14 protein-coding genes are annotated in these 22,869 nt (G+C 42.2%); 9 read left to right on the forward strand and 5 right to left on the reverse strand.

Annotation, left to right across the window (positions count from 1 at the left end; all coding sequences use genetic code 11):
- Nucleotides 1–53: 53 nt before the first annotated feature.
- From AC5JMF_RS04415 to AC5JMF_RS04435, 5 genes are all read right to left on the reverse strand, one after another.
- Nucleotides 54–2,783 carry a peptidase domain-containing ABC transporter gene (locus tag AC5JMF_RS04415; protein ID WP_495794509.1) on the reverse strand — a complete coding sequence of 910 codons (2,730 nt, stop codon included), beginning with the start codon at nucleotides 2,781–2,783 and terminating at the stop codon, nucleotides 54–56.
- Nucleotides 2,677–3,402 (reverse strand): helix-turn-helix domain-containing protein, encoded by a 726-nt coding sequence (locus AC5JMF_RS04420; protein WP_495794510.1) that lies wholly within the window; start codon nucleotides 3,400–3,402, stop codon nucleotides 2,677–2,679. The genes AC5JMF_RS04415 and AC5JMF_RS04420 overlap by 107 nt, the downstream gene beginning before the upstream one ends.
- Before the next feature lie 914 nt (nucleotides 3,403–4,316).
- On the reverse strand, nucleotides 4,317–5,816 hold the full coding sequence (locus AC5JMF_RS04425) for a dolichyl-phosphate-mannose--protein mannosyltransferase (protein ID WP_495794511.1): 1,500 nt from the start codon (nucleotides 5,814–5,816) through the stop codon (nucleotides 4,317–4,319).
- A gap of 198 nt (nucleotides 5,817–6,014) precedes the next feature.
- The gene (locus AC5JMF_RS04430) at nucleotides 6,015–9,227 is read right to left on the reverse strand and encodes a phosphoenolpyruvate carboxylase (RefSeq protein ID WP_495794522.1); all 3,213 of its coding nucleotides are present in this window, start codon (nucleotides 9,225–9,227) and stop codon (nucleotides 6,015–6,017) included.
- 98 nt (nucleotides 9,228–9,325) lie between these two features.
- Nucleotides 9,326–9,565 (reverse strand): hypothetical protein, encoded by a 240-nt coding sequence (locus tag AC5JMF_RS04435; protein ID WP_495794512.1) that lies wholly within the window; start codon nucleotides 9,563–9,565, stop codon nucleotides 9,326–9,328.
- 215 nt (nucleotides 9,566–9,780) lie between these two features.
- Between AC5JMF_RS04435 and AC5JMF_RS04440 the strand changes: the two genes are divergently transcribed.
- The 9 genes from AC5JMF_RS04440 (at nucleotide 9,781) to ppsA (ending at nucleotide 22,728) form a co-directional block, all read left to right on the forward strand.
- Nucleotides 9,781–12,771 carry a DUF1574 family protein gene (locus AC5JMF_RS04440; protein ID WP_495794513.1) on the forward strand — a complete coding sequence of 997 codons (2,991 nt, stop codon included), beginning with the start codon at nucleotides 9,781–9,783 and terminating at the stop codon, nucleotides 12,769–12,771.
- An 87-nt stretch (nucleotides 12,772–12,858) separates the two neighbouring features.
- Nucleotides 12,859–14,358 (forward strand): MBOAT family O-acyltransferase, encoded by a 1,500-nt coding sequence (locus AC5JMF_RS04445; protein WP_495794514.1) that lies wholly within the window; start codon nucleotides 12,859–12,861, stop codon nucleotides 14,356–14,358.
- 363 nt (nucleotides 14,359–14,721) lie between these two features.
- Complete coding sequence (gene psbA / locus AC5JMF_RS04450; protein WP_495794515.1) at nucleotides 14,722–15,804, forward strand: photosystem II q(b) protein; 1,083 nt, start codon at nucleotides 14,722–14,724, stop codon at nucleotides 15,802–15,804.
- 158 nt (nucleotides 15,805–15,962) lie between these two features.
- A complete protein-coding gene (aroC, locus tag AC5JMF_RS04455; protein ID WP_495794516.1) occupies nucleotides 15,963–17,057 on the forward strand; it encodes a chorismate synthase in 1,095 nt (364 codons plus the stop codon).
- A gap of 221 nt (nucleotides 17,058–17,278) precedes the next feature.
- The gene (locus tag AC5JMF_RS04460) at nucleotides 17,279–18,220 is read left to right on the forward strand and encodes an RpnC/YadD family protein (RefSeq protein WP_495794517.1); all 942 of its coding nucleotides are present in this window, start codon (nucleotides 17,279–17,281) and stop codon (nucleotides 18,218–18,220) included.
- A 106-nt stretch (nucleotides 18,221–18,326) separates the two neighbouring features.
- Nucleotides 18,327–18,770, forward strand: coding sequence for a DUF29 domain-containing protein (locus tag AC5JMF_RS04465; RefSeq protein WP_495794518.1), 444 nt, complete (start codon nucleotides 18,327–18,329; stop codon nucleotides 18,768–18,770).
- 35 nt (nucleotides 18,771–18,805) lie between these two features.
- The gene (locus AC5JMF_RS04470) at nucleotides 18,806–19,003 is read left to right on the forward strand and encodes a DUF29 family protein (protein WP_495794523.1); all 198 of its coding nucleotides are present in this window, start codon (nucleotides 18,806–18,808) and stop codon (nucleotides 19,001–19,003) included.
- A 206-nt stretch (nucleotides 19,004–19,209) separates the two neighbouring features.
- Nucleotides 19,210–19,944, forward strand: coding sequence for a class I SAM-dependent methyltransferase (locus AC5JMF_RS04475; protein WP_495794519.1), 735 nt, complete (start codon nucleotides 19,210–19,212; stop codon nucleotides 19,942–19,944).
- A gap of 291 nt (nucleotides 19,945–20,235) precedes the next feature.
- Nucleotides 20,236–22,728 carry a phosphoenolpyruvate synthase gene (ppsA, locus tag AC5JMF_RS04480; protein ID WP_495794520.1) on the forward strand — a complete coding sequence of 831 codons (2,493 nt, stop codon included), beginning with the start codon at nucleotides 20,236–20,238 and terminating at the stop codon, nucleotides 22,726–22,728.
- The last annotated feature ends 141 nt before the right edge of the window (nucleotides 22,729–22,869 follow it).

Raw genomic sequence — 22,869 nt, forward strand, 5'->3', positions numbered from 1 at the left:
TAATGGATAATTGGATACCCATTACCAATTACTAACGCCGTAGTCTTCACGATTTATGTTGTCCCATGCAACTGCTGTTGATTTAGATAGAAATAATGTCCTCGTTTTGCCATTAATGCATCATGAGTGCCACTCTCAATCAAAATTCCTCGATCTAATACTAAAATTAAATCTGCGTTCCGCACAGTAGAAAGTCGATGGGCAATTACTAACGTAGTTCTATCCTTCAAAATTGTGTTCAAGTTTTGTTGTATTACCCTTTCTGATTCGGTGTCAAGATGGGAAGTTGCTTCATCTAAAACCAACAGTTGAGGATTGCCTAATAAAGCTCTAGCAATAGCTATCCGTTGTCGCTGTCCACCAGATAATAATCCCCCACCTTCACCAATTTGGGTTTCGTACCCCATCGGCAGTTTTTTGATAAACTCATCAGCACCCGCTAATTGTGCCGCTTCGATTACTTCTGATAAAGTTGCTCCAGGATGCGCTAAGCAGATGTTTTCCCGAATCGTACCGCCGAATAAAAAGGTATCTTGGTCAACTACTCCCACAGAAGAACGTAAAGAGCGTAGAGAAATACTAGTAATATCTTGTCCATCAATCAGTATTCTGCCATCTGTAGGGAGATACAAGCCTAAAGCTAATTTAGAAATGGTAGTTTTTCCTGAACCGCTACGTCCTACCAAAGCTACCATCTGCCCCGATTTTACTTCAAAACTGATATTTTCAAGAATATTAATGTCACTTTCTGGGTGATAGCGAAATGTTACATTGTCAAAGCGAATATTTCCTTTAACTTGTGGTAGGTTTTGGCGTGCTTGATGCTGTAAATCTTCTTCTGGTTCTGCATCTAATACATCATTAATCCGTTCTACCGCAATCACAACCTCTTGCAATTGATTCCATAACACACTCAGGCGTTGAAATGGTGTAATAATATTTCCCACTAACATATTGAATGCCACCAATTGTCCAATAGTTAACTGGTTTTGAATTACCTGATGTGCGCCGAACCACAACAAACCTGTTGTAATTAATGCTTGAATTGTATTACTAAATATTTGCAGACGATTGCCAATAACTTGTCCATCAAAATTGGTTTTAATCTCTTTGTTTAATAATTCTTCCCAATGCCATCTGACTGTTTGTTCTACGGCAGTAGCTTTCACTGTTCGCATACCAGTTAAGGCTTCAATTAGATAGCTACTTTCTTTGGCAACAGCATTAAATATTTCTCTAGAGATTCTTTGTAAAAAAGGCGTAGCAACTAATGCCAACAGAGCAAACGGCGGGATGATTAACAATGCCAAAAGTGCCATTTGCCAACTGTACCAAAACATCAATCCTACATAGATAAAGACAGTAAGTAAATCTAAGAGGATAGATAATGCTTCACCCGAAAGGAAACGTTGAATTTTGCGGTTTTCTTGAACGCGAGAGATGATATCTCCAACATAACGCGACTCAAAGAAATTCAATGGTAGCCGGAGGGTATGGCGAATAAAGCCAACAATGAGTGCGAGGTCGATTCTGTTAGCTGTGTGGTCTAAGAGATATTGTCGTAGCCCCGTCATTGCTACTCTAAAGAGGTTGAATATCAGCAACCCTAACCCTACTGCTGTTAAAGTGAGTTCCGATCGCTGTACCACCACGCGATCTAAAATTAATTGGGTAAATAACGGGGTGACGAGTCCAAAAATCTGAATAAATACCGAAGCAATAAATACCTCCAGCATTACCAACGAGTGCGGCTTCATCAACTCAAAGAATTGCCAAAAAGGAGTGGAAGTCTCCTTAGTCTCTTTGAGCATGGCTGTTGGTTGCAGCAGCAATGTATAACCAGTCCAGTTGGCATTAAACTCAGCATGGCTGAGGGTGCGTTGACCAATGGCAGGGTCAGCGACAATCACATGCTTAGGGGTAATTTCGTAAACAACGATGTAATGTTTGCCTTCCCAGTGGACGATCGCAGGTAATTTTTGCTTAGCTAATTGCTTTAAACTAGCTTTTACCGGTCGTGTAGCGAAACCGATGCTTTCCGCCGCCGCTAATAATCCCCGCAATGATGCACCATTGCGGTCTACATTGGAGATATCCCGCAAGCGATTCACACTGAAGTTCTTTCCCCAATAGCGAGACACCATCACCAAACAAGCCGCGCCACAATCAGATGCGCTGTGTTGAGCAAAAAATGGATAGCGCCGTAATACCCGTTGCCATAAATGCCCTACTTGCTGCGTCGGACTAGGGAAATAAGCTTTGCTAATCTTGTTAGCGTGCGGCAAATCCGCACTATTTGACAAATTGGTTATTTTATAGTTTTTGCTAGAATCTTCGGTTTTTATGGGTGGGTGGTCTGAGTCTGTCTGTTGGGGATAACGAGATAGCGCTTGATTCCACAAATGCTGTTCAATTTGTGGATATTTAGCCATCAATGGCCATAGCACCTTACCCGGTATAAAGCATAGTTGCAAATTAACTGAAGCCCTCGCTGCATATGGCTGCAACTGTGCATCGGGAAACAAGGTGAATTCTGCAAAGGCGGCCCCAACTTCCAAAGTGGCAATTAACTCATCGGTACTATTTAGCAGCCTCACCTTACCAGCAATAATGATGTAGATACCTGGCTCAACATCGGTTCCTTGCCAGAACTTACCAACTTTTGGGTTGAGATGCTTAGCTTGTTGAAGACAATGTTGAAACTCCTCTGTGGCCAGAGAACATCCCAGAGTACTGTTTAACTGTTGTGGAGAAACCAAATGAGCGGATAGATTTTGCGCCATGAGTCTCTGAGTCTTTTTCTATGTTTGCAAAGTTGATGGGTAAAAATTCCGAATTATCTGGAATATTGGCTGATTTCAGATCACTAATCAAGATTTTGGAGCTATTATTTTGCTCATTATTGTTACCCTGAATATTGTTCGACTTGGGTCGTGTCGATAATCCCATCTGTTTCAGCAGTCGCTTGATGTGTCGGTCACTGACTTCAACACCAAATTCTTTCGCCAAATGTTTTTGCAACCAGTTCGCTGTCCACCGTCGAAACGAATATCCATGATTACGGGGACTGCTACCAACCAGTTCTTTAAGACGGCTGAGATATTGGTCATTTACTGCTTTAGGACGACCGATTGGACAATCTTGCCATTGGTGCGCCATTCCTGTGCGGGCTATGTGCGTCCAATGTCTTGCTGTCGCAGCACAACACCCCAAGGTTTGACAAATTTCTGTTTGAGTTTTTCCCTCGTCTGCCAACAACATGATTTCTATGCGTTGGCGATAAGATTCAAGTAAATTTTTATGTAAACTTTCTAGCAGCAGTTTCCGCTGAAAAGGTGTTAAATACTTACCACCTGCTGTACTAGGATAGTTGGTTTGAGGTTTTGTTTGGCAGTCAGACATAAACTTAGAATTTACTAGTTTTGCAGACACACAAATGTTTTGTACTTAGAGGATATTTACTTAAGTACTATCAAATGTATCAATGAGTCCTTCAGGTGCTAGTTCTTACCCCCCCAAGAGTATATGTCACTCTGTATAGGCTCAGGTTAAGCTACAAATCATCTTTGTTGATTCCGAAGAAAATCCCTAAATTTTCGATGTTGAAATATTAATTCAAAAATCAAGCTTTGTGTATAATCACCGTCTATTATCACTATAATTAGTATCAATATTCGTATGATTTCCAAGAATATATACATAGCTCAACGTAGCTCATTCAGGACTTATGTAAGTATCAGATTATTTTCGTGAAGTTATGCACAAGACAAAAAACTTAGTAATGCAACATCCGTGCATAGGCGCGTTCGTTGCTAACCATGACGATTCCAGTAAACTATTGTAGAGACACAGCATTGCTACATCTCTACAAATACTACGTCTCTACGACTGAATCAGATTGCAGTCTAATTCCCCGCTCAATTATTTGCTATCTCAGCAGTTTGTATCAAATTTTACTATGCTCAAAATTTGCCTCTTGGCTTAAATTCTGTTTATAGGGAGAGTGATAGTAAACGTTGTGCCTACCCCAACTTGACTATTAACCACAATAGACCTCTTGCATAAATATTTTTTTTGTTGGGCTACGCCCCGCTTCTCTAACACGCAGAGGCGCAGAGACGCAGAGAAGAGAACGCAAAGAAGGACTTTTGCAAGAGGTCTAATCTCTCCTCCGTGGGCCTCGACACACTTCTTAACGCTCGCCTAGAAAAATATCTTTCTAATTCCTCGTGGGCTTCTCTGCCAAACGCTACGCGTAACTTGCTTAAGCGCAGGGGTACGACTTTGCTCAGCACACTTCCCCATTCCCCAAAAAACTAATACCACGTTCTAAACAACATCCGCATTTTGTAGCCGTCAGCGGTAATAGGTAAGCCTAAATAAATGGGCATCCAGAAAACGAAAGCAGAGAAAATGAGAAATGTTATCGTGACACCTATTATCCGAAATTCACGATAATAACTGCGAAGACACTGGTCAACAAACCAAGCGATCGCTAAAAATACAAATATCACAGCACACATGTAGTGATAGATAAAAACGCACCTTGTCACTTTCACCCAAGGCAGTAAGTTAGCAGCGTAATTTAAAACTACATACAGAGCAATCCAAGTATCGACACCAACAGTTGCAGGTACAGAAAAATGCTTTTGTTTTACCCAAGGAATCACAACTTGTGCAACTAGCATTCCAACCATAAACAAAATCGCAGCAACACCAAGCCACCACAAAACCGGATTCCCCATTGCATGGACATCATAAACTATTTTTCCAGTCCCAGAAGGCAAAGGCGGCCCCACAACAGGTAATGGTTCAGTGAGACTTTGAGCAGTTTGGAAGTAATATGCCATTGGTCGAGTCAACAAAGGCCACTTGTACCAAGCAGCACAATAAGGATGCACATTGGTGCTATTACCACCCATTTCGAGGTGAAACTTCAAAATTGCTTGATGTACTTCGATAAATCCAAACCTTTGATCTAGTTGCAGGTGAGGAATCCAGATTAGGCTGTAAACTAATCCAGGGATAATTCCTAGATAAAACCCCATCTGGAAGATATTTAGTTGAGTTAGGTTTTGGAGTGGTGAGGGGGGTGTGGTTTGACTTCTGGTGTCAAAGACACTCTCGCTAGCTTGCTTCCCCATAGGGGTACGCTCACCAACCGAGGATGAGGTGAGAAAATGTAGTACACGAATTACCCAGGCTGCTACCCAAATGAAATAAGCACCCAATAGGAACCATAAACCATTCCACTTAGTAGCTGCTGACGCACCAAAACCAACACCAGCTATCACTAACCACAAAGTACGTCTTTGATTTTGGTTTGCCAATGCCAATAATAAAAACCATTGACCTAACAAACCAAAAATCACGATATAAATATTGTTCAGAGCATAGCGAGACTCTACTAAAAATATGCCGTCACAAGCTGTGAACAAACCTGCAAGCAAAGCAAAGCTACGACGATAACTTAACTGATAGGCAATTGCGGTAACAACTACGGGAATAAATGAACCAGTGAGGGCATTTGTCCAACGATAACTCCAAGGCGATCGCAATGAACCTGTCAGCCCATTGACGGTATCATGCCCAAAAGGGATGTGACTACTAATCCAAATTCCAATGCCAATAATATATTGACTCAGTGGCGGATGAGCATTAAAAAATGGCGTATTGGTAAGATAATTATTACCAAATTTAGCAAAGTAAACTTCATCAAACACTAGGGTGTTGAATCGTTCCAGTCCCCAAAATCGCAGGGCAACTGAGAACAGAAATATACCCACTATCCCAATTTGGAACCACTTTTTAGTCATTGGTCAGTTTAATTCGTAATTCGTAATTCGTAATTAAAATCCGATAAAGTAATTTGGGTTTGTAATCAAAAATTGCATTTCTTTTTCCTCTTGGCATCAAATTCGCCCATTAATTTTGTATTTGTTAATTCCAGAAAAAAGTTTGATGATTTCCATCAATAAATTAAGGGACTCATATCTGAAATTACGAATTAATTATTACCCAGTATTTCTCATCCCAGCAGCAATACCGTTAATAGTTAATAATGCTCCTCGCAATAATTCGCCTTTGCTGTAACGAGAGTGGATAACCCCGGTGGTAGTGGTAGTGCGAGACTGACGCAGGCGTTTGAGTAGGGAAACTTGGATAAATCCCAGAGGGACAATTGTACCATTGCGTAATTGCACAGACCGCTGCAACACAGGATCACCATCTAAAAGTCGATTGTGTCCGGTGATTTGTAAGACCAAATTCCTTGTGAGATAGAATTCGCTAGCAATTTGCTCAAAAACTTTCTCAAAGCGGGGTTTATCTTCAGGACTAGACAATTCCTGAACGTAATGCTGTGCCATTTGAATGTCTACTTTTGCTAAGGTCATTTCTGCTTTAGAAATAACCATCTTGAAGAAGGGCCACTTCACATAAAAGTAGCGTAACAATTTTAGGTGTTCTTCTGGCTCTCCGTTCAAGAATTCCTGAACAGCCGTGCCGACACCATACCAAGAAGGTAGCAAGAAACGGGTTTGTGTCCAGCTAAATACCCAAGGAATCGCTCGTAAACTGCTTAAATCTTTCTTGCCGGAGGGACGCCGCGCGGGACGAGAACTAATTTGCAGTTGGCTAATTTCTTCAATGGGGGTTACTTGATGGAAGAAGTCAATAAAATCAGGCTGCTCGTAGATTAAGGCACGATAATGTTGACGCGATCGCACTGCTAATTCTTCCATAATCTCGTTCCAAGGTTCAATATCATCAAACCCTGTCCGTAGCAAACTCGCTTGAATCACAGCAGTGGTGATGGTTTCCATATGATACAAAGCCAAGTCTAGTAAGGAATACTTAGAAGCTAGAACTTCGCCTTGTTCGGTAATCTTGATGCGTCCATTGATGCTGTGGCCAGGCTGGGCCAAAATCGCCTCATAAGCTGGCCCACCACCACGTCCCACAGAACCGCCGCGTCCGTGGAAAATTCGCAAGTTTATACCATGTTCCTCGGCTATTTGCTGTAGTGATTTTTGGGCTTTATGAATCTCCCAGTTACTACTTAAAAAACCAGAGTCTTTATTACTGTCAGAATATCCCAGCATTACTTCTTGTAAGTTGGGAGTGAGTGGTGAAGATGACGCGGGGAGGGGGAGACGCGGTGACGCGGTGAAATTCTCTGTATTTCCTGTATTTCCGTGTCTCCGTGTTTCCGTGTCTTCTATAGACGCGGTGAAATTCTCCGTGTCTCCCTTCGGGTTCGCAGTCGCCTGCGGAGGGAAACCCTCCTGCAGCGCTGTCTCACCGTGTCTCCGTGTCTCCGTGTCCTCTAATTGGTCGTAGCCGCCAGCTAATAAGGCCCGATACAAGGGAAGCGAAAATAGTTGCCGCATGACGCTTCTGGAGCGTTGCAAGTCTTCTACTGTTTCAAATAGAGGTATAACTTGAATCGTGCCGACGGCGATGGCGGGGTCAAAAAGTCTCGCCTCTTTGGCTAACAGCAATACTTCCAATACGTCGCTGACTTCGCGGCACATACTGATAATGTAGGTATGGCAGATGTTGATTCCAAACTCTTGCTGTAGCGATCGCACTATGCGGAAGGTTTCAATGACATCATTGGTTTTTTCGGAAAATGGCAGTTCCGCTGGAATTAATGGCCGACGGGTTTGTAGTTCTCCTGTTAACCAAGCAACTCTTTGCTCCTCATTGAGTTCGTTATATGCTTGGGGTAAGATTTGCAGGTATTCAAGAATCTCGTCAAGTGCATCGGCGTGGCGGGACGATTCTTGACGGATATCTAGCTGTGTCAGGTTAAAGCCAAATATTTCTACCTGACAGACGAGATTTTCTAATGCTCGGCAACTTAAACCTGTTTCTGTTAAGTTACGTTGAATTAATCGCAGTTCTGCTAAAAAGTCATTTCCCGAACGGTACATTGGGGAATCTTCGTTTGTTGGTGTTTCCCGCTTATATAAGGCTAAATTGCGATCGCGTGTATTCTCCAGCCGTCTGAGTACATAAGCCAACTTCAGCCGATAGGGTTCTTGCCGATAACGCAGTGCCAAAGCATCATATACTTCACTCAACTGCGATTGATCTAACTCCAGAGATTCCAGTAAATCTGGCAAAACATCACTCCAGTGCATCGATACACTTAGTAATTCAATCAGTTGCTTAACTGACCGGATGTATCTCTCTAACACCATTTTGCGCTGATAACAAGCGGTCTGCCAAGTGGTTTCTGGTGTAACTGAAGGGTTCCCATCTCTGTCTGAACCTACCCAAGAGCCAAAAGAGCAAAAGTTTTTGCTTGGTGGTTCCAGCCAAGGAAAGGTGTTATTTAGGGTGTGTTTGAAGCGTTTATAAAGTTGAGGAATGCCATCAAATAACACTTCTTGGAAGTAGTGTAAGGCATAGTCTACTTCATCTAAAACCGAGGGCTTGAACTGATGGAGTTCGTCAGTACGCCACCACAGGCGAATTTCTTCTAGCAACTGTTCGCGTAAGTCTTCGGCTTCCCAAGGATATCCTCCCCCCATTCCCCCACGACTTTCTAGAGCATCGAGTTGTTGTAGGAGTCTTACGACTTGTCGCTGCTTATCACGAATGGTGTGACGAACAATTTCCGTTGGGTGAGCGGTGAAAACTAAGCGCACATCCAGTTGGGAAATGAGGCGCTGAATTTGCTGCGGTGGGACATTGAGATGAAATAAATGGGGAAATAAACTGGCGAAAGTACCTTTTTGTTTGCCTTGCGCTCTATCTACCCAATTCTTGGTGAGCAAGTCTGCTACTATTCCCCGACTTACAGGCGTGTCGTCTTCTGTTTGGTTGGATGAATAGATAATATTGGGTAGTGTTTCTAGGTCATCTATTTCTGTTTCAGTTTCATAGCGAGTCAATTGCTGCCGTTGTTCATATTCCTGCTCTATGATGTTGATCAACTGAAAATACAGAGCGAACGCTCTAGCAGCTCGAATTGCTTCGTTGATATTCAGTTGCTCAATCAATTTGACAGCTGAGGATGCCTGGTCATTAGTAGCTTGTCCTTCTGGTGAACATAAATCGCGTAACTGTCGCAATAAATCCACCATATTTTGACCGCATTCTTGGCGAAGAACTGTTTCCCACAATTCTTCGACTACTTGTAGACGATGACGCAAAAATAATTCTGATGCTGGGTATATATTCACAGTCTGAGACGAAGAGTATAAAAGGTAACTCATATCTTCTATGCTGGTAAAGCCGATTGCTGTTTTCTTTTGGTAGTTTTGCACCGAAAACTCATGGAGTTTACCCTGAGAAAGCCAAAACTTAAGTATAATTAGTTACCAACACTTGTACCGTTATCTTCTGGAAAATCGAGAATGGGTAAGCGATCGCCGCGAAATAATTCCTCACTGGCTTCCCCTATGGCTTTGAGGGCTTTTCCAGTAGTTTTTTCCGTAGTCAACAGCAGTAGTATAGACGCTGTACCTATTTGTAAGAGTAGAAATTGGGGAATGTTAAACAGAACCAGATTTAGTCCAGAATTGTCAGATGGTTGTTGGTTTGCAGGTGGCATAGCTACTTCTTATTTTTAGGAAGACGAGTAAAATAAACGCAAAACTCAATGTTAGTCCGACTTGCAACCGTACATGACTATCTTGGCCGATTTTGCAAGCTCCAAAGGTAACAAAAGTGTTAAAAAAAAAGGTCAAAGTGTGATACATCTATGGTTCTAGTTTACAAGTGCAGGCACTATCCCCCAATCATCGCTTCCTGTAAAGTTCACTGCCCATGAAAACAGTATTACCAGATAGCCAGCAATCCTTAGTACAATGGGTAAGCCAAGCAACAGGGATCAACACTTTCGGGGTGAAAGTCCGGTTGCGGGGAAACGACCTTCACATTCTTTGTGAAGGCATGGAGTGTCCGCAACGTTGGCGCACTCTATCTGATTTGCTGCAAGCACTACAGCAAACAGATTTGGATACCCTAACAAGTAATGAACAACCCTCAATATACCAAGTATTTGTCTACGGTCGAAAGAAGGGGCAACCACGACCTAAATGGTGCCATCGGGTTTACTTAAATCAATTAGATCGGCATTTAGAGCAGGTGCAACAAGCCCTGCTAGTCAACTCAGACAAATCGAAACAACCAGGTGGAGCGCTAATTGTCTCCAATGAGAGTTTGGCTCGCCAAGGAAACCCACAAGCCATTGCTCGTTATCTTAGCGAAACTCTCAGTAACTTGGGTGTGTCAGTTAAAGTAAAAATTAAACAGCATCAGCCCCAAGAAAGTCGCCTGTGGATATTTTGTCAGTCCAGCTATAGCCCTGATCCTTCATTACTAGCTGAACCAGTAGCGCAAAAGTTACGTCATCTTCAACTTTCTGGCTACCAAGATGCGGTGATTGTTTCGCAGGTAAGTGGTGAAACCGCACCCGATTGGCGCTTAAGGGTGGATTTGACACCACCAGATGTCATGCTGAAGGAGTGGGCACGTTGGGGAGATGTGCAAGCGATCGCCAGACTATTAACTGAGGTATTGTCAGAGTTAAAAATAGCCGTACAAGCTTCTTTAAAAGAATCAACTCTCCATATCTTTTGCAAGCCAGCTTTTGACCCCTTAGAAACTGCCCCAGCCCCAGATAAAACAATCTGCCAAGAAGCAATTATACCATTGCTAGAGGCGATCGCACCCCAAGGTATTCTTGCTGCCACTATCTACGGGCAAAAAACTACTGACAAGCAGCCCAATTGGGTTGATTGGCTATCCCTCCCGGCGACGGAACATCCCGCCCTCGCTACATTACCACTGGAACTGGCAACAACTGGCGATCAAGATGCGATCGTTTTTTTACTAGAACGACTACTCAACCCTGATTTAGATCGGCGTTTGCTCACTGGTGGAATTCGCGTACTACTTTTAGACAAAGGTGACTTATTACACGTAATGTGTGATGCTCCCGTGTGTCCAACGCGCAAGCAAGTAGCTAGCAAAGTAGCTCAATTCATCCGTCAATTAAAACTTCGCGCTATTGCAGGGGTACGTGTTTACGGACGCCGCGCTGGTAACAAAGAACCTGCTTGGAACTACGGCGTGGATTTTGAGCATCGCCAAAGATTAGTACCAGAGGCAATCCCAGAATTTGCAGTCACCACTGATTACATTGACGATTTGGTGACTTGTGATCCTGACGAGCCAATTTTACGTCCTAACCTGACTACAGAGGAAGTTCAGAGTTTCGTTACCGGAGTAGCAAGAAATTGGTTAACCACGGCGACAATATCAGCCAAAAAATTCTTTTTAGGAACCCAGCTGTTTACCGAAACTCAAGAAGCAGCAGAGCCAAATTTTGATCCACAAGGACTCAAAGTTGCCATAGTATGGGGAACATTGGGATTATTGCTCACCCTCCAAACCGATTGGATTTTAGGTATAATCATCGCTCGCACGCTACCGAGTCCACAAAAAATCGCCAATGTCTCAACCCCATCATCTGCTAAGCAAAAAAGAAAAGAACAGCAAGATCAGAGGATGGCATTTTTCACCGACACTTCCAAGAAAAAATCTCCTCAAAATAATTCTGCATTTAATAATTCTGGGTTTACCCAAAGTGATGAGCAATCTGGGAGTTTGGCAGCCGCACCACTCAAAGAAAAGGCAACCGCAACCGCTATTTTGTTGGCCGCGCGATCGCAAATGCCAAGCTTTAATGCTAGACAATTAGATGAGCAACTAGCACTGTATAAACAGCGTCTGGCTCAAACTGGTAGTCCCCCCGATGTGTTGGTAATTGGCTCCTCCCGCGCCTTGCGAGGCATTGACCCCCAGGCACTTGCTAAAGCTTTAAAAACTCAGGGTTATCCGAATCTTGATGTATTTAACTTTGGTATTAATGGCGCCACAGCACAAGTTGTAGACTTTGTGATTCGTCAAGTATTGCAACCAAAAGAACTACCCAAACTAATTTTGTGGGCAGATGGGGCCAGGGCTTTCAACAGTGGTCGTGAGGATATGACCTTTAGGGCAATTGCATCATCACCAGGCTATAAAAAAGCGTTGCAAAAAACACCATCAACTGCAAGTAGTAACGAAAATTCCCCAAATTCTGCAAATAATTCCAAAGAGCAAAAGACAAAAGCCGAAAAACAGGAAACAAACAGCTATCAAGCTGTCAACCAGTGGTTAAATAACGCTTTAGCTGCGGTTTCTGCTACCTACCCAAACCGCGAGCAGATTAAAATCTTACTGCAAAAACAATTAGACTCGTTGCCTTTAGTGAGCGATCGTCATCCCACAAGCACATCACAAAAACAGTCAACAGATGGTACAGAAGACACCTCCCAACAAGCAGTTGATTTTGATGGCTTCCTACCTTTATCTATTCGCTTCAACCCCGCTAGATACTATCAAAAATATTCCAAAGTATCAGGAAATTACGACAACGACTATAAATCTTTCCAAGTAGGAGGCGTACAAGATACTGCACTACAATCGGTGCTGCAATTCACCCAGTCTCGCAAAATTTCCCTAGTGTTTATCAACATGCCTCTCACGGCAGAATATTTAGATCCAATACGCAAACAACATGAACAAGAATTTCAGCAATATATGTCGGGTTTAGCTAATAATCCCAACTTCATTTATCGAGACTTAAGTCAACAATGGCTAAAAGCCAACGATTACTTTTCCGACCCCAGCCACCTCAACCGCTTTGGAGCATACGAAGTCTCGAAAAAGCTAGCCAATGACCCAATGATTCCTTGGCCAGCGAAGTAGGCACTTCGACTTCGCTCAGTGACCGGGAGATGAGGGAGACGCGGGGACGCGGAGAATAACTAATGACCAATGACAAATAACTAACCAATGAGTTTTATATCAATTTTCTATGGCTTATTCCTGCTAAGTGTACTGGGAATTTACTGGTCTTTAGCACAATCTAAATTACGTTTATGGACGTTACTAATTGCTAGCTTGGTTTTCTACTCATCCTTACAATTTCAATACATACCTTTGCTGTTAGCACTGACTTTTATTAATTTTCGATTTGGGTTAGAGATTGGGAAAAACACTTCACCAGGAAAACATTCTTTAGAATGGGAAATTTCCAATGAAGAATGGCAATTTGCCCAATCGGATTGGAATCAACGTCGATTAAAACTTTTATGGTTGGGTATATCTTTAAATGTAGTCTTACTCTTAGGATTTAAATATGTAACTCCCTTCATGAAGTTAATTTTACCGCTATCAGCCAACTCACCAGATAGCTCTTTTAAATTAATTGCACCTTTGGGGATTTCATTCTTCACTTTTGAGTGCATCGCTTACTTAGTTGATGTCTATCGTGGTGCCCCTGCTGCTGAACAATTTCTCAAATTTGCTACCTATAAATTATTTTTTGCTAAGTTAATTTCCGGCCCTATTACTCGTTACCACAACTTATCAAATCAACTTAATACATTACATTTGCCAACTGCTGATAGAGTGGCAGAGGGATTATGGTTGATTGCTAGAGGTGCAGTCAAAAAAGGAATTTTTGCAGATCACTTGGGGATCTTTGTAGATCTATGTTTTGGCAATCTACCACGGGCAGGTAGTACAGATCTCTGGTTAGCTACATTTGCCTACGGTTTGCAGTTGTATTTAGATTTCAACGGTTATGTAGATATTGCCCGTGGCAGTGCTTTACTTTTTGGTTTAGTTTTACCAGAGAATTTTGACTTCCCCTACTTTAGCACCAGTATTGCAGACTTTTGGCGACGCTGGCACATGACGCTTGGAGATTGGTTACGTAACTATGTTTACTTTCCTTTAGGTGGTTCTCGTCAGGGTTTAGCCCGCACTTGCTGGAATTTAGTTACAGTGATGCTGATTGCTGGCATCTGGCATGGTTCCGCTTGGGGTTATGTGGTTTGGGGCGCATTCCACGGCATAGCCCTAGCAGTACATCGACTCACAGATGCATTTAGTGATCGCTTTGAATATTTAGAACTATTCTGGCAAAATCCTATAGGTATAGTTGTGGGTTGGTTTTTGACCCAATCTATGGTTTTCATTTCTTGGATCTTATTCCGCTTACCTAACCTCCAAGACTCTTCTGTAGTGCTGCGTCATCTTTGGGGATATCCTGCTGATGCACAGTTTGCCCAAAAGGTATACGTAGAAGTCTTAAATATGAGTCAATACCAACTCGCTTGGGTGCTGCTAACCATAGCTGCTTTTATGGGCATACTCTACGCCTTCAACCGTAGCCTCAAGCTAGAGTTTAACTGGCCTGTCAAGCTTGTCTTTGTACCTTTGTGCCTCTACGCCGTTTGGTTATTAGCTCCTGAAGGTAGCCTACCTTACATATATTTCGATTTCTAATTGATTTCATAATTCTAAATTTGAATTTGTAGAGATATAGCAGTGCTACGTCTCTACATTTTGGTAGGGAAAATTCAAAATCTATAGTAATTCTTAATTCACTCAGGATAGGTTAAACGCCCCGCTACTCGCTAACAAAACTAAACTTTACATTTCAATACATTTCTTAATTAAGTTGAATTAAGCAACGTCAATTAAAATTTTGTAATCAAAAATTTACATTAAAATGAGCATTTCAAGAGTTTTTGTTACAGAGTGTTAAGCAAAATATCAAGTAAACAAAAATTCATGTAGACTCAGATGCATCGGGTAAAAAATTAATTACCTGATACATTTCTACAAACATAAAGCACTCATAAAACAATGACCACAACCATTCAACGTCGCGAAAGCGCCAACGTATGGGAACGGTTCTGCAACTGGATTACCAGCACTGAAAACCGGATTTATGTCGGTTGGTTCGGTGTACTGATGGTACCCACCTTGCTAGCCGCTACCATTTGCTTCATCATCGCATTTGTTGCTGCTCCTCCTGTAGACATCGATGGTATCCGTGAGCCTGTTGCAGGTTCATTGATCTACGGAAACAACATCATCTCTGGTGCTGTAATTCCTTCTTCTAACGCTATCGGTTTACACTTCTACCCAATCTGGGAAGCAGCTTCCTTAGATGAGTGGTTGTACAACGGTGGCCCATACCAGTTGGTAATTTTCCACTTCTTGCTCGGTTGCGCTTGCTACATGGGCCGTCAGTGGGAATTATCTTACCGCTTGGGTATGCGTCCTTGGATCTGTGTAGCTTACAGCGCACCTTTGGCTTCTGCTACAGCAGTATTCTTGATCTACCCCATCGGTCAAGGTTCCTTCTCTGATGGTATGCCTTTGGGTATCTCTGGTACCTTCAACTTCATGATCGTGTTCCAAGCAGAACACAACATCCTCATGCACCCCTTCCACATGTTAGGTGTGGCTGGTGTATTCGGCGGTTCTTTGTTCTCTGCAATGCACGGTTCTTTGGTAACTTCCTCATTGGTTCGTGAAACAACCGAAACCGAATCTCAAAACTACGGTTACAAGTTCGGTCAAGAAGAAGAAACCTACAACATCGTAGCTGCTCACGGTTACTTTGGTCGCTTGATCTTCCAATACGCTTCTTTCAATAACAGCCGTTCTCTTCACTTCTTCTTGGCTGCTTGGCCTGTTGTCGGTATCTGGTTTACCGCACTGGGTATCAGCACCATGGCGTTCAACTTGAACGGTTTCAACTTCAACCAATCCGTAATCGATTCTCAAGGTCGCGTCATCAGCACTTGGGCTGATGTAATCAACCGCGCTAACCTGGGTATGGAAGTAATGCACGAGCGTAACGCTCACAACTTCCCCTTAGACTTAGCTGCTGGTGAAGTTACCCCCGTTGCTTTGACTGCTCCTGCTATCAACGGTTAATACTGAAGTTAGCTGAATTATAAAGCGCCCCCCCTGATTAATTAGGGGGGGCGCTTTTAGTATTTCTATAAAAATTAGATAAATAGCAAAAAATACTACAAGAATAAAAACAAAAATTAACTGTAGAATACATAAGCCGCATCCTTTTTCTCAGAATCATGGGCAATACTTTTGGACATCTTTTTCGCGTTACTACTTTTGGTGAATCTCACGGCGGTGGTGTGGGGGTTGTAATTGATGGTTGTCCCCCACAACTAGAAATCTCGGCTGAAGAAATTCAAGTAGAACTAGATAGAAGACGTCCAGGACAAAGTAAAATTACGACTCCTCGCAAAGAAGCGGACACCTGTGAGATTCTTTGTGGAGTATTTGAAGGGAAAACTCTGGGGACACCCATTGCCATTTTGGTGCGGAATCAAGATACTCGTCCCCAAGACTATGATGAGATGGCACAAAAGTATCGCCCTTCCCACGCCGATGCCACCTATGATGCCAAATATGGGATTCGTAATTGGCAGGGTGGAGGCAGATCCTCCGCACGTGAGACAATTGGCAGAGTTGCAGCTGGTGCGATCGCCAAAAAAATTCTCCGTCAAGTTGGTAATATTGAGGTTATTGCTTACGTTAAGCGCATTAAAGATTTAGAAGGCATAGTTGACCCCAACACCGTTACCTTAGAGCAAGTAGAAAGCAACATCGTCCGTTGTCCAGATGCGGAATGTAGCGATCGCATGATTGGATTTATTGAGCAGATTGGCAGACAAGGTGATTCTGTCGGTGGTGTAGTGGAATGTGTAGCGCGGAATGTACCAAAAGGTTTGGGTGAACCTGTATTTGATAAATTAGAAGCAGACATTGCTAAGGCTGTAATGTCTCTGCCTGCTAGTAAAGGGTTTGAAATTGGCTCAGGTTTTGCAGGGACGCTATTAACCGGAATTGAGCATAACGACGAATACTATATTGATGAAAATGGGGAAATTCGCACCGTAACCAACCGTTCTGGCGGTATTCAAGGGGGAATTTCCAATGGGGAAAACATCATTTTGCGAGTTGCATTTAAGCCAACAGCAACAATTAGGAAAGAGCAAAAAACGGTAACTCGTGAAGGTGAGGAAACATTATTAGCAGCCAAAGGACGCCACGATCCTTGTGTGTTACCGCGTGCTGTGCCGATGGTGGAGGCAATGGTGGCTTTAGTGTTGTGTGACCATTTATTGCGGCATCATGGACAGTGTAAGGTATTGTTGACTTAGCAATTAAAATTAACGATTTTAGAACGCGGTGCGAAAACTGAAGATATAGATAATGAACTAAAACGAGTATTTAGTAGTAAAAAAGATGAGAATAAACGACATGAAGCCGCAGAATATTTACTGAAAAAAGATTCAAAACGCTACTCTTGGGCAAAATCTTATCTGAAAAAATCGCAAGATAATAGTAAATAAACTGGGTGACATCGCCAAAGTTCCAAAGCATGACCAGATTCATTCACGACCAATTTGCCAAAGATTATCTCGAACAATTACTCACCCCTTACGGCGAAGTCCAAGCACCTAAACGAGTCGCAGGCGAAGTCAGACAAATAGACGTTTATTTCATCCGCACATCACAACCAACTACTATTCCAGAAACGTTTAGACTGTTGTCTCAATTTACTACCACACCTGCATTATTTGAACCTTTCCGTAACGCTGCATCCGTTACAGAAATTTGCGATTGTCTTTTAAAATTATTAGAGTTACGCAGCGATTTACAACGACAAGCAAATCGAAATAACACTCGCATTGTTGAATCTGACATACCCAAATTATGGATTCTGACGCCGACAGCATCAGTAGCACTTCTATCAGGATTTGGTGCTACCACTAAAGTTGATTACTTACCCGGAGTTTATTTCTTAGCACAACATTTACGTACAGCTATAGTCGCAATTCATCAGTTACCCATTATTCCTGAAACTTTATGGTTAAGAATTATTGGTAGAGGAAATGTCCAAAAACGGGCAATAGATGAATTAGAAGCGCTAAATCCCGATAATCCTTTTCGCCTAGCTGCGTTAGAATTACTATACAATTTGCGACAAAACTTACAATTAAATCAAAATCAAGACGCAGATGATAGGGAGTTAGTTATGCGATTAGCACCACTTTATCAACAAGACCGAGAACAGGCTTTTAAAGAAGGGGAACAACAAGGACTACAAACTGGTATTCAAACTGGTATTCAAACTGGTATTCAAACTGGTATTCAGCAAGGGGAACGGTTGGTAGTAGAAAATTTACTCAAGGTTCGCTTTGGTGAATTAGATGATGAACTGCAAGCAATTATTGTACCTTTACTAGCATTATCACCAGAAGAATTTACTCCTTTACTGTTGCAATTATCTCGTGAAGAATTAATTGCTAGGTTTCGTTAGTAAAGCTATGGAGAGTTACTTATGCGATTAATACTACACTTGGTAGTGAGGTGATGATGCTGCACTACACACTTAGAAGTTTCCCATAGAATTGTTACGAAAAATTATGACCTCAATTGCCAAAACCCGGTTGTATGAGCAAGATTTTGTCGCATGGACAGAACAAACTCTAGAACTGATTCGTGCTGGTAAGTTGGAACAAATAGATTGGGAGGCTGTGAGTGAGGAAATCGAAAGCTTGGGTAAATCCGATAGACGCGAATTGAAAAGTCGTTTGGAGGTGTTGTTACAACACTTACTCAAGTGGCAATTCCAGCCGAATTTACGCAGTAGTTCTTGGTTGAACACGATTGATGAACAACGCAATCGGATTGAAGATTTACTAGTTGATAGTTCCAGTCTCAGACTTTATGTTGAAGAGGTTTTAGCTGACTGCTATCGTCGGAGTAAGAAAGCAGCTACTCATGAAACGAATTTAGTAATGGATACTTTTCCTGCGGATTGTCCATATAATACTGCTCAAATTTTGGATGTTGAGTTTTTACCGTAGAGCGATCGCGCGGCAATTGCTTAACGATGTAAGATATTTCATTAAGGAAACAAGAGCGATCGTTGATGAGCGATGCAAAAAGCTATGAGCAAGACTTTCTGTTATGGACACAGAAATATTATCAGCGTGCCCGTCGAGATGCAGCAAAGGAAACTCAAAAACCAATAGAAGCTTTTCCTTCTGAGCGTCCTTTCACTATTGAGCAAGTTCTGAATCCAGAATTTTTTGCATAGTTTTACCATTCTCAAAGTACGTTCGGAGTCGGGACTTTAGTCGTGATTTTTCAAAAGCACTAGAGTGTGAACCACAAACGCTTGCAATTAAGGCTTTATTTATTTAGAAATAATACGGACTGGGCCTTACCAACCCTGTAGAGGGTATTGGCAGAAAATTTCAGTTAAGTAATTTAAGTTAGATTACTGATGCTAAGGTCATAATTATGAATGAGTGGTATAAAGAGGATCTCGCGTTTATTCATGATGTCGGTTTCCGTGACTTTGCTCTTAAGTCTGCTCCTGGTATTCTGGAAATTCTAGAGCAAAGCAAATTGCGTTGTGGTTTAGTAGTTGACTTGGGTTGTGGTAGCGGATTATGGGCACAAGAACTCATTAAGGCTAATTATCAAGTTCTGGGAGTTGATATCTCCGAGTCGATGATTGCTATTGCACGAGAAAGAGTTCCAGAGGCAGAATTTAGAATTGATTCACTATTCAAAATTGATCTTCCGCCATGTCATGCTGTCACGTCGATTAGTGAATGTCTTAGTTACCTATTTGATGCAGATAGCGATCGCCAAACCCTTGTCAAGTTATTCCATCGCATATATGATGCTTTAATTCCTGGAGGTGTATTCGTCTTCGATGTCGCGGAGATGGGACAGGTAACACCAAACGCTAAAGTGAGGAATTACACTATCAGCAAAGATTGGGCGGTATTAGTTGAAAAAGAAGATAATCCTCAGCAGGGAACTTTGACTCGTAGAATTACCAGTTTCCGCCAGGTTGGCGAACATTATAGACGCTCCCAAGAAGTACACTATCTGCAATTATACAGAGCCACATCGATCGCTAGTGAACTGCGGCGTGTTGGCTTCCGTGTGCAAACAATTCGTTGTTATGGTCGATACCAACTTCCAAAAGGTCATGTAGCGTTCATTGCGCGCAAGTTAGCATAATTAAATAATTCGTAATTCGTAATTCGTAATTCATAATGACGCTCCTTCGTCGCTACCGCTGCGAAGCGCGTAATTCGTAATTTCAAAGCCAAATTTAATTTTTTTTGTTATGGTGATCCCAAAGGAATCATTAATTACTTACGAAATTTAGTAGTTTGTTAACTTTTGATATCAGAATTTATTAGTTGGGATTTTTGTGTTTAAGCACACATTATTCACCAATTATACTTAATTAATCAACAAGCCAACGATCGCCAGATCACTAAAGTATTAACTTGGGAGGTAATACTGATGGAAACAGTATCTAAAAGCGCTTTTTATCCATCTTCCAAAGAACAATCGCTAGTCCTCTGGTTTGATGAAGTTGGCATTAGTGATATACACCTGGTAGGTGGTAAAAATGCCTCTTTGGGAGAGATGATTCAACGGTTAACACCCAAAGGTATTAGTGTTCCCACTGGGTTTGCAACTACTGCCTACGCTTATCGCTATTTTATTCAATCAGCCGGGTTAGAAGTCAAGTTGCGTCAACTCTTTGCTGACTTGGATGTGGAAAATGTCAAAAATTTACGAGAACGGGGGAAAAAAGCGCGATCGCTGTTAATGCATACACCATTTCCTGTAGAATTGCGTCAGGCGATCGCCACAGCCTACCAAAGCCTATGCGAACAATACAATGCAGATACAGATGTTGCAGTCCGTTCTAGCGCTACTGCTGAAGACCTCCCCGATGCTAGTTTTGCTGGACAACAGGAAACTTACCTCAATGTTGTTGGTGTCGAGGGAGTTTTAGCCGCCTGTCATAAATGCTTTGCTTCCCTATTCACTGACCGTGCAATTTCCTATCGCCACACCAAAGGATTTGACCACTTTAGCATTGCCTTAGCCGTCGGTGTGCAAAAAATGGTACGCTCCGATTTAGCTACCTCTGGAGTAATGTTTTCCATAGACACAGAAACCGGTTTTAAAGATGCGGCACTGATTACAGCAGCTTACGGTTTAGGAGAAAATGTTGTCCAAGGAGCCGTAAATCCTGATGAATATTATGTTTTTAAACCAACTTTAAAAGCAGGGTTTCGCCCAATTATCGATAAAAAATTGGGCAGCAAAGAACTCAAAATGATCTATGACGACGGCTCTAAATTCATCAAAAATGTTTCAGTTTCTCTACACGAAAGAGGCAAATTTGCCCTCAACGATGAAGAAATTTTACAACTAGCAAATTGGGCAGCTTTAATCGAAGACCATTATTCTCAAGTCCACGGAATTTATACCCCGATGGATATTGAGTGGGCCAAAGATGGGATTACCAATCAATTGTTTGTCGTTCAAGCACGTCCTGAAACTGTGCAATCACAGAAGACGGGGAATGTATTGCGGAGTTATCGCCTATTGAACAAAGACGCGGAGATAGAAGATTTCTCCGCGTCCCCGCGTCCCCGCGTCCCCGCGTCAGCAAGAAACCCCCTAGTAACTGGACGCGCAATTGGCGAGGCTATTAGCCAAGGAAAAGTACACTTGATTTTAGATGTGCATCGAATTGAGCAATTTCAGGCGGGGGAAGTGTTGGTGACAGAAAGAACAGACCCCGACTGGGAACCAATTATGAAACGCGCTAGTGCAATTGTGACTAATTCAGGTGGGCGTACTTGTCATGCAGCAATTATTGCTAGAGAATTGGGTGTACCTGCGATCGTCGGATGTGGCAACGCTACAGAAGTTTTGAAAACAGGTCAAGAAGTGACGATTTCTTGTGCGGAAGGAGAAGAAGGAAAAGTTTATCCAGGCTTATTACCTTTTGAAGTTCAAGAAGTTCCTTTAGAAAACTTGCCCCACACCAACACTCAAATTTTAATGAATGTGGGTAATCCTCAAGAAGCATTTAGTTTATCTGCAATTCCTAATGATGGTGTAGGTTTAGCACGGACAGAATTTATTATTGCTAACCAAATCCAAATTCATCCCATGGCATTAATTTACTATGACTTATTAAAAGATGAATTTGCGAAAACTAAAATTGCTGAAATCACTGCACTTTACGATGATAAACCTCAGTATTTTGTTGATAAACTAGCCCAAGGCATCGGTAGAATTGCAGCTGCATTTTATCCTAAGCCAGTGATTGTGCGAATGTCAGATTTTAAAAGTAATGAATATGCCAATCTATTAGGTGGTCAACAATTTGAACCCGATGAAGAAAACCCAATGCTTGGTTGGCGAGGGGCAGCACGTTACTATGATGAAGGTTATAAAGAAGCTTTTGCCCTAGAATGTCATGCCATTAAGCGAGTGCGGGAAGAGATGGGTTTGCTCAATGTTATCCCCATGATCCCCTTCTGCCGTACTCCCGATGAGGGCCGTTTGGTGTTAGCAGAAATGGCAAAAAATGGTTTACAGCAAGGTGCTAATGACTTACAAGTTTACGTCATGTGTGAATTGCCTAGTAATGTCATTTTGGCTGAAGAATTCGCTAATGTATTTGACGGTTTCTCGATTGGTTCCAATGACCTAACTCAGCTCACACTAGGTATAGATAGAGACTCAGCCTTGGTAGCACGGTTATTTGATGAACGCAGTCCGGCTGTCAAGCAAATGGTGAAGATGGTCATACAAACCGCGAAAAAATACCAACGCAAAATTGGTATTTGTGGACAAGCACCCAGCGATTACCCAGAATTTGCTCGATTCTTAGTTGAACAAGGAATTGACTCGATGAGTCTCAATCCAGATTCGGTTTTAAAGACAATGTTGGAGGTGGCAAAAGTCGAGAATGGTAAATATTGAACAGCAATGCGCTCATCGAATTTGTTGTTGCGGGGTTGATAACCGCCTCCATTGAGACGATGTTCCGCTTTCAATAGACCTCTTGTATAAATATTTTTTTTGTTGGGCTACGCCCCGCTTCTCTACGAGACGCTTCGCGAA

Source organism: Desmonostoc vinosum, assembly GCF_059505385.1.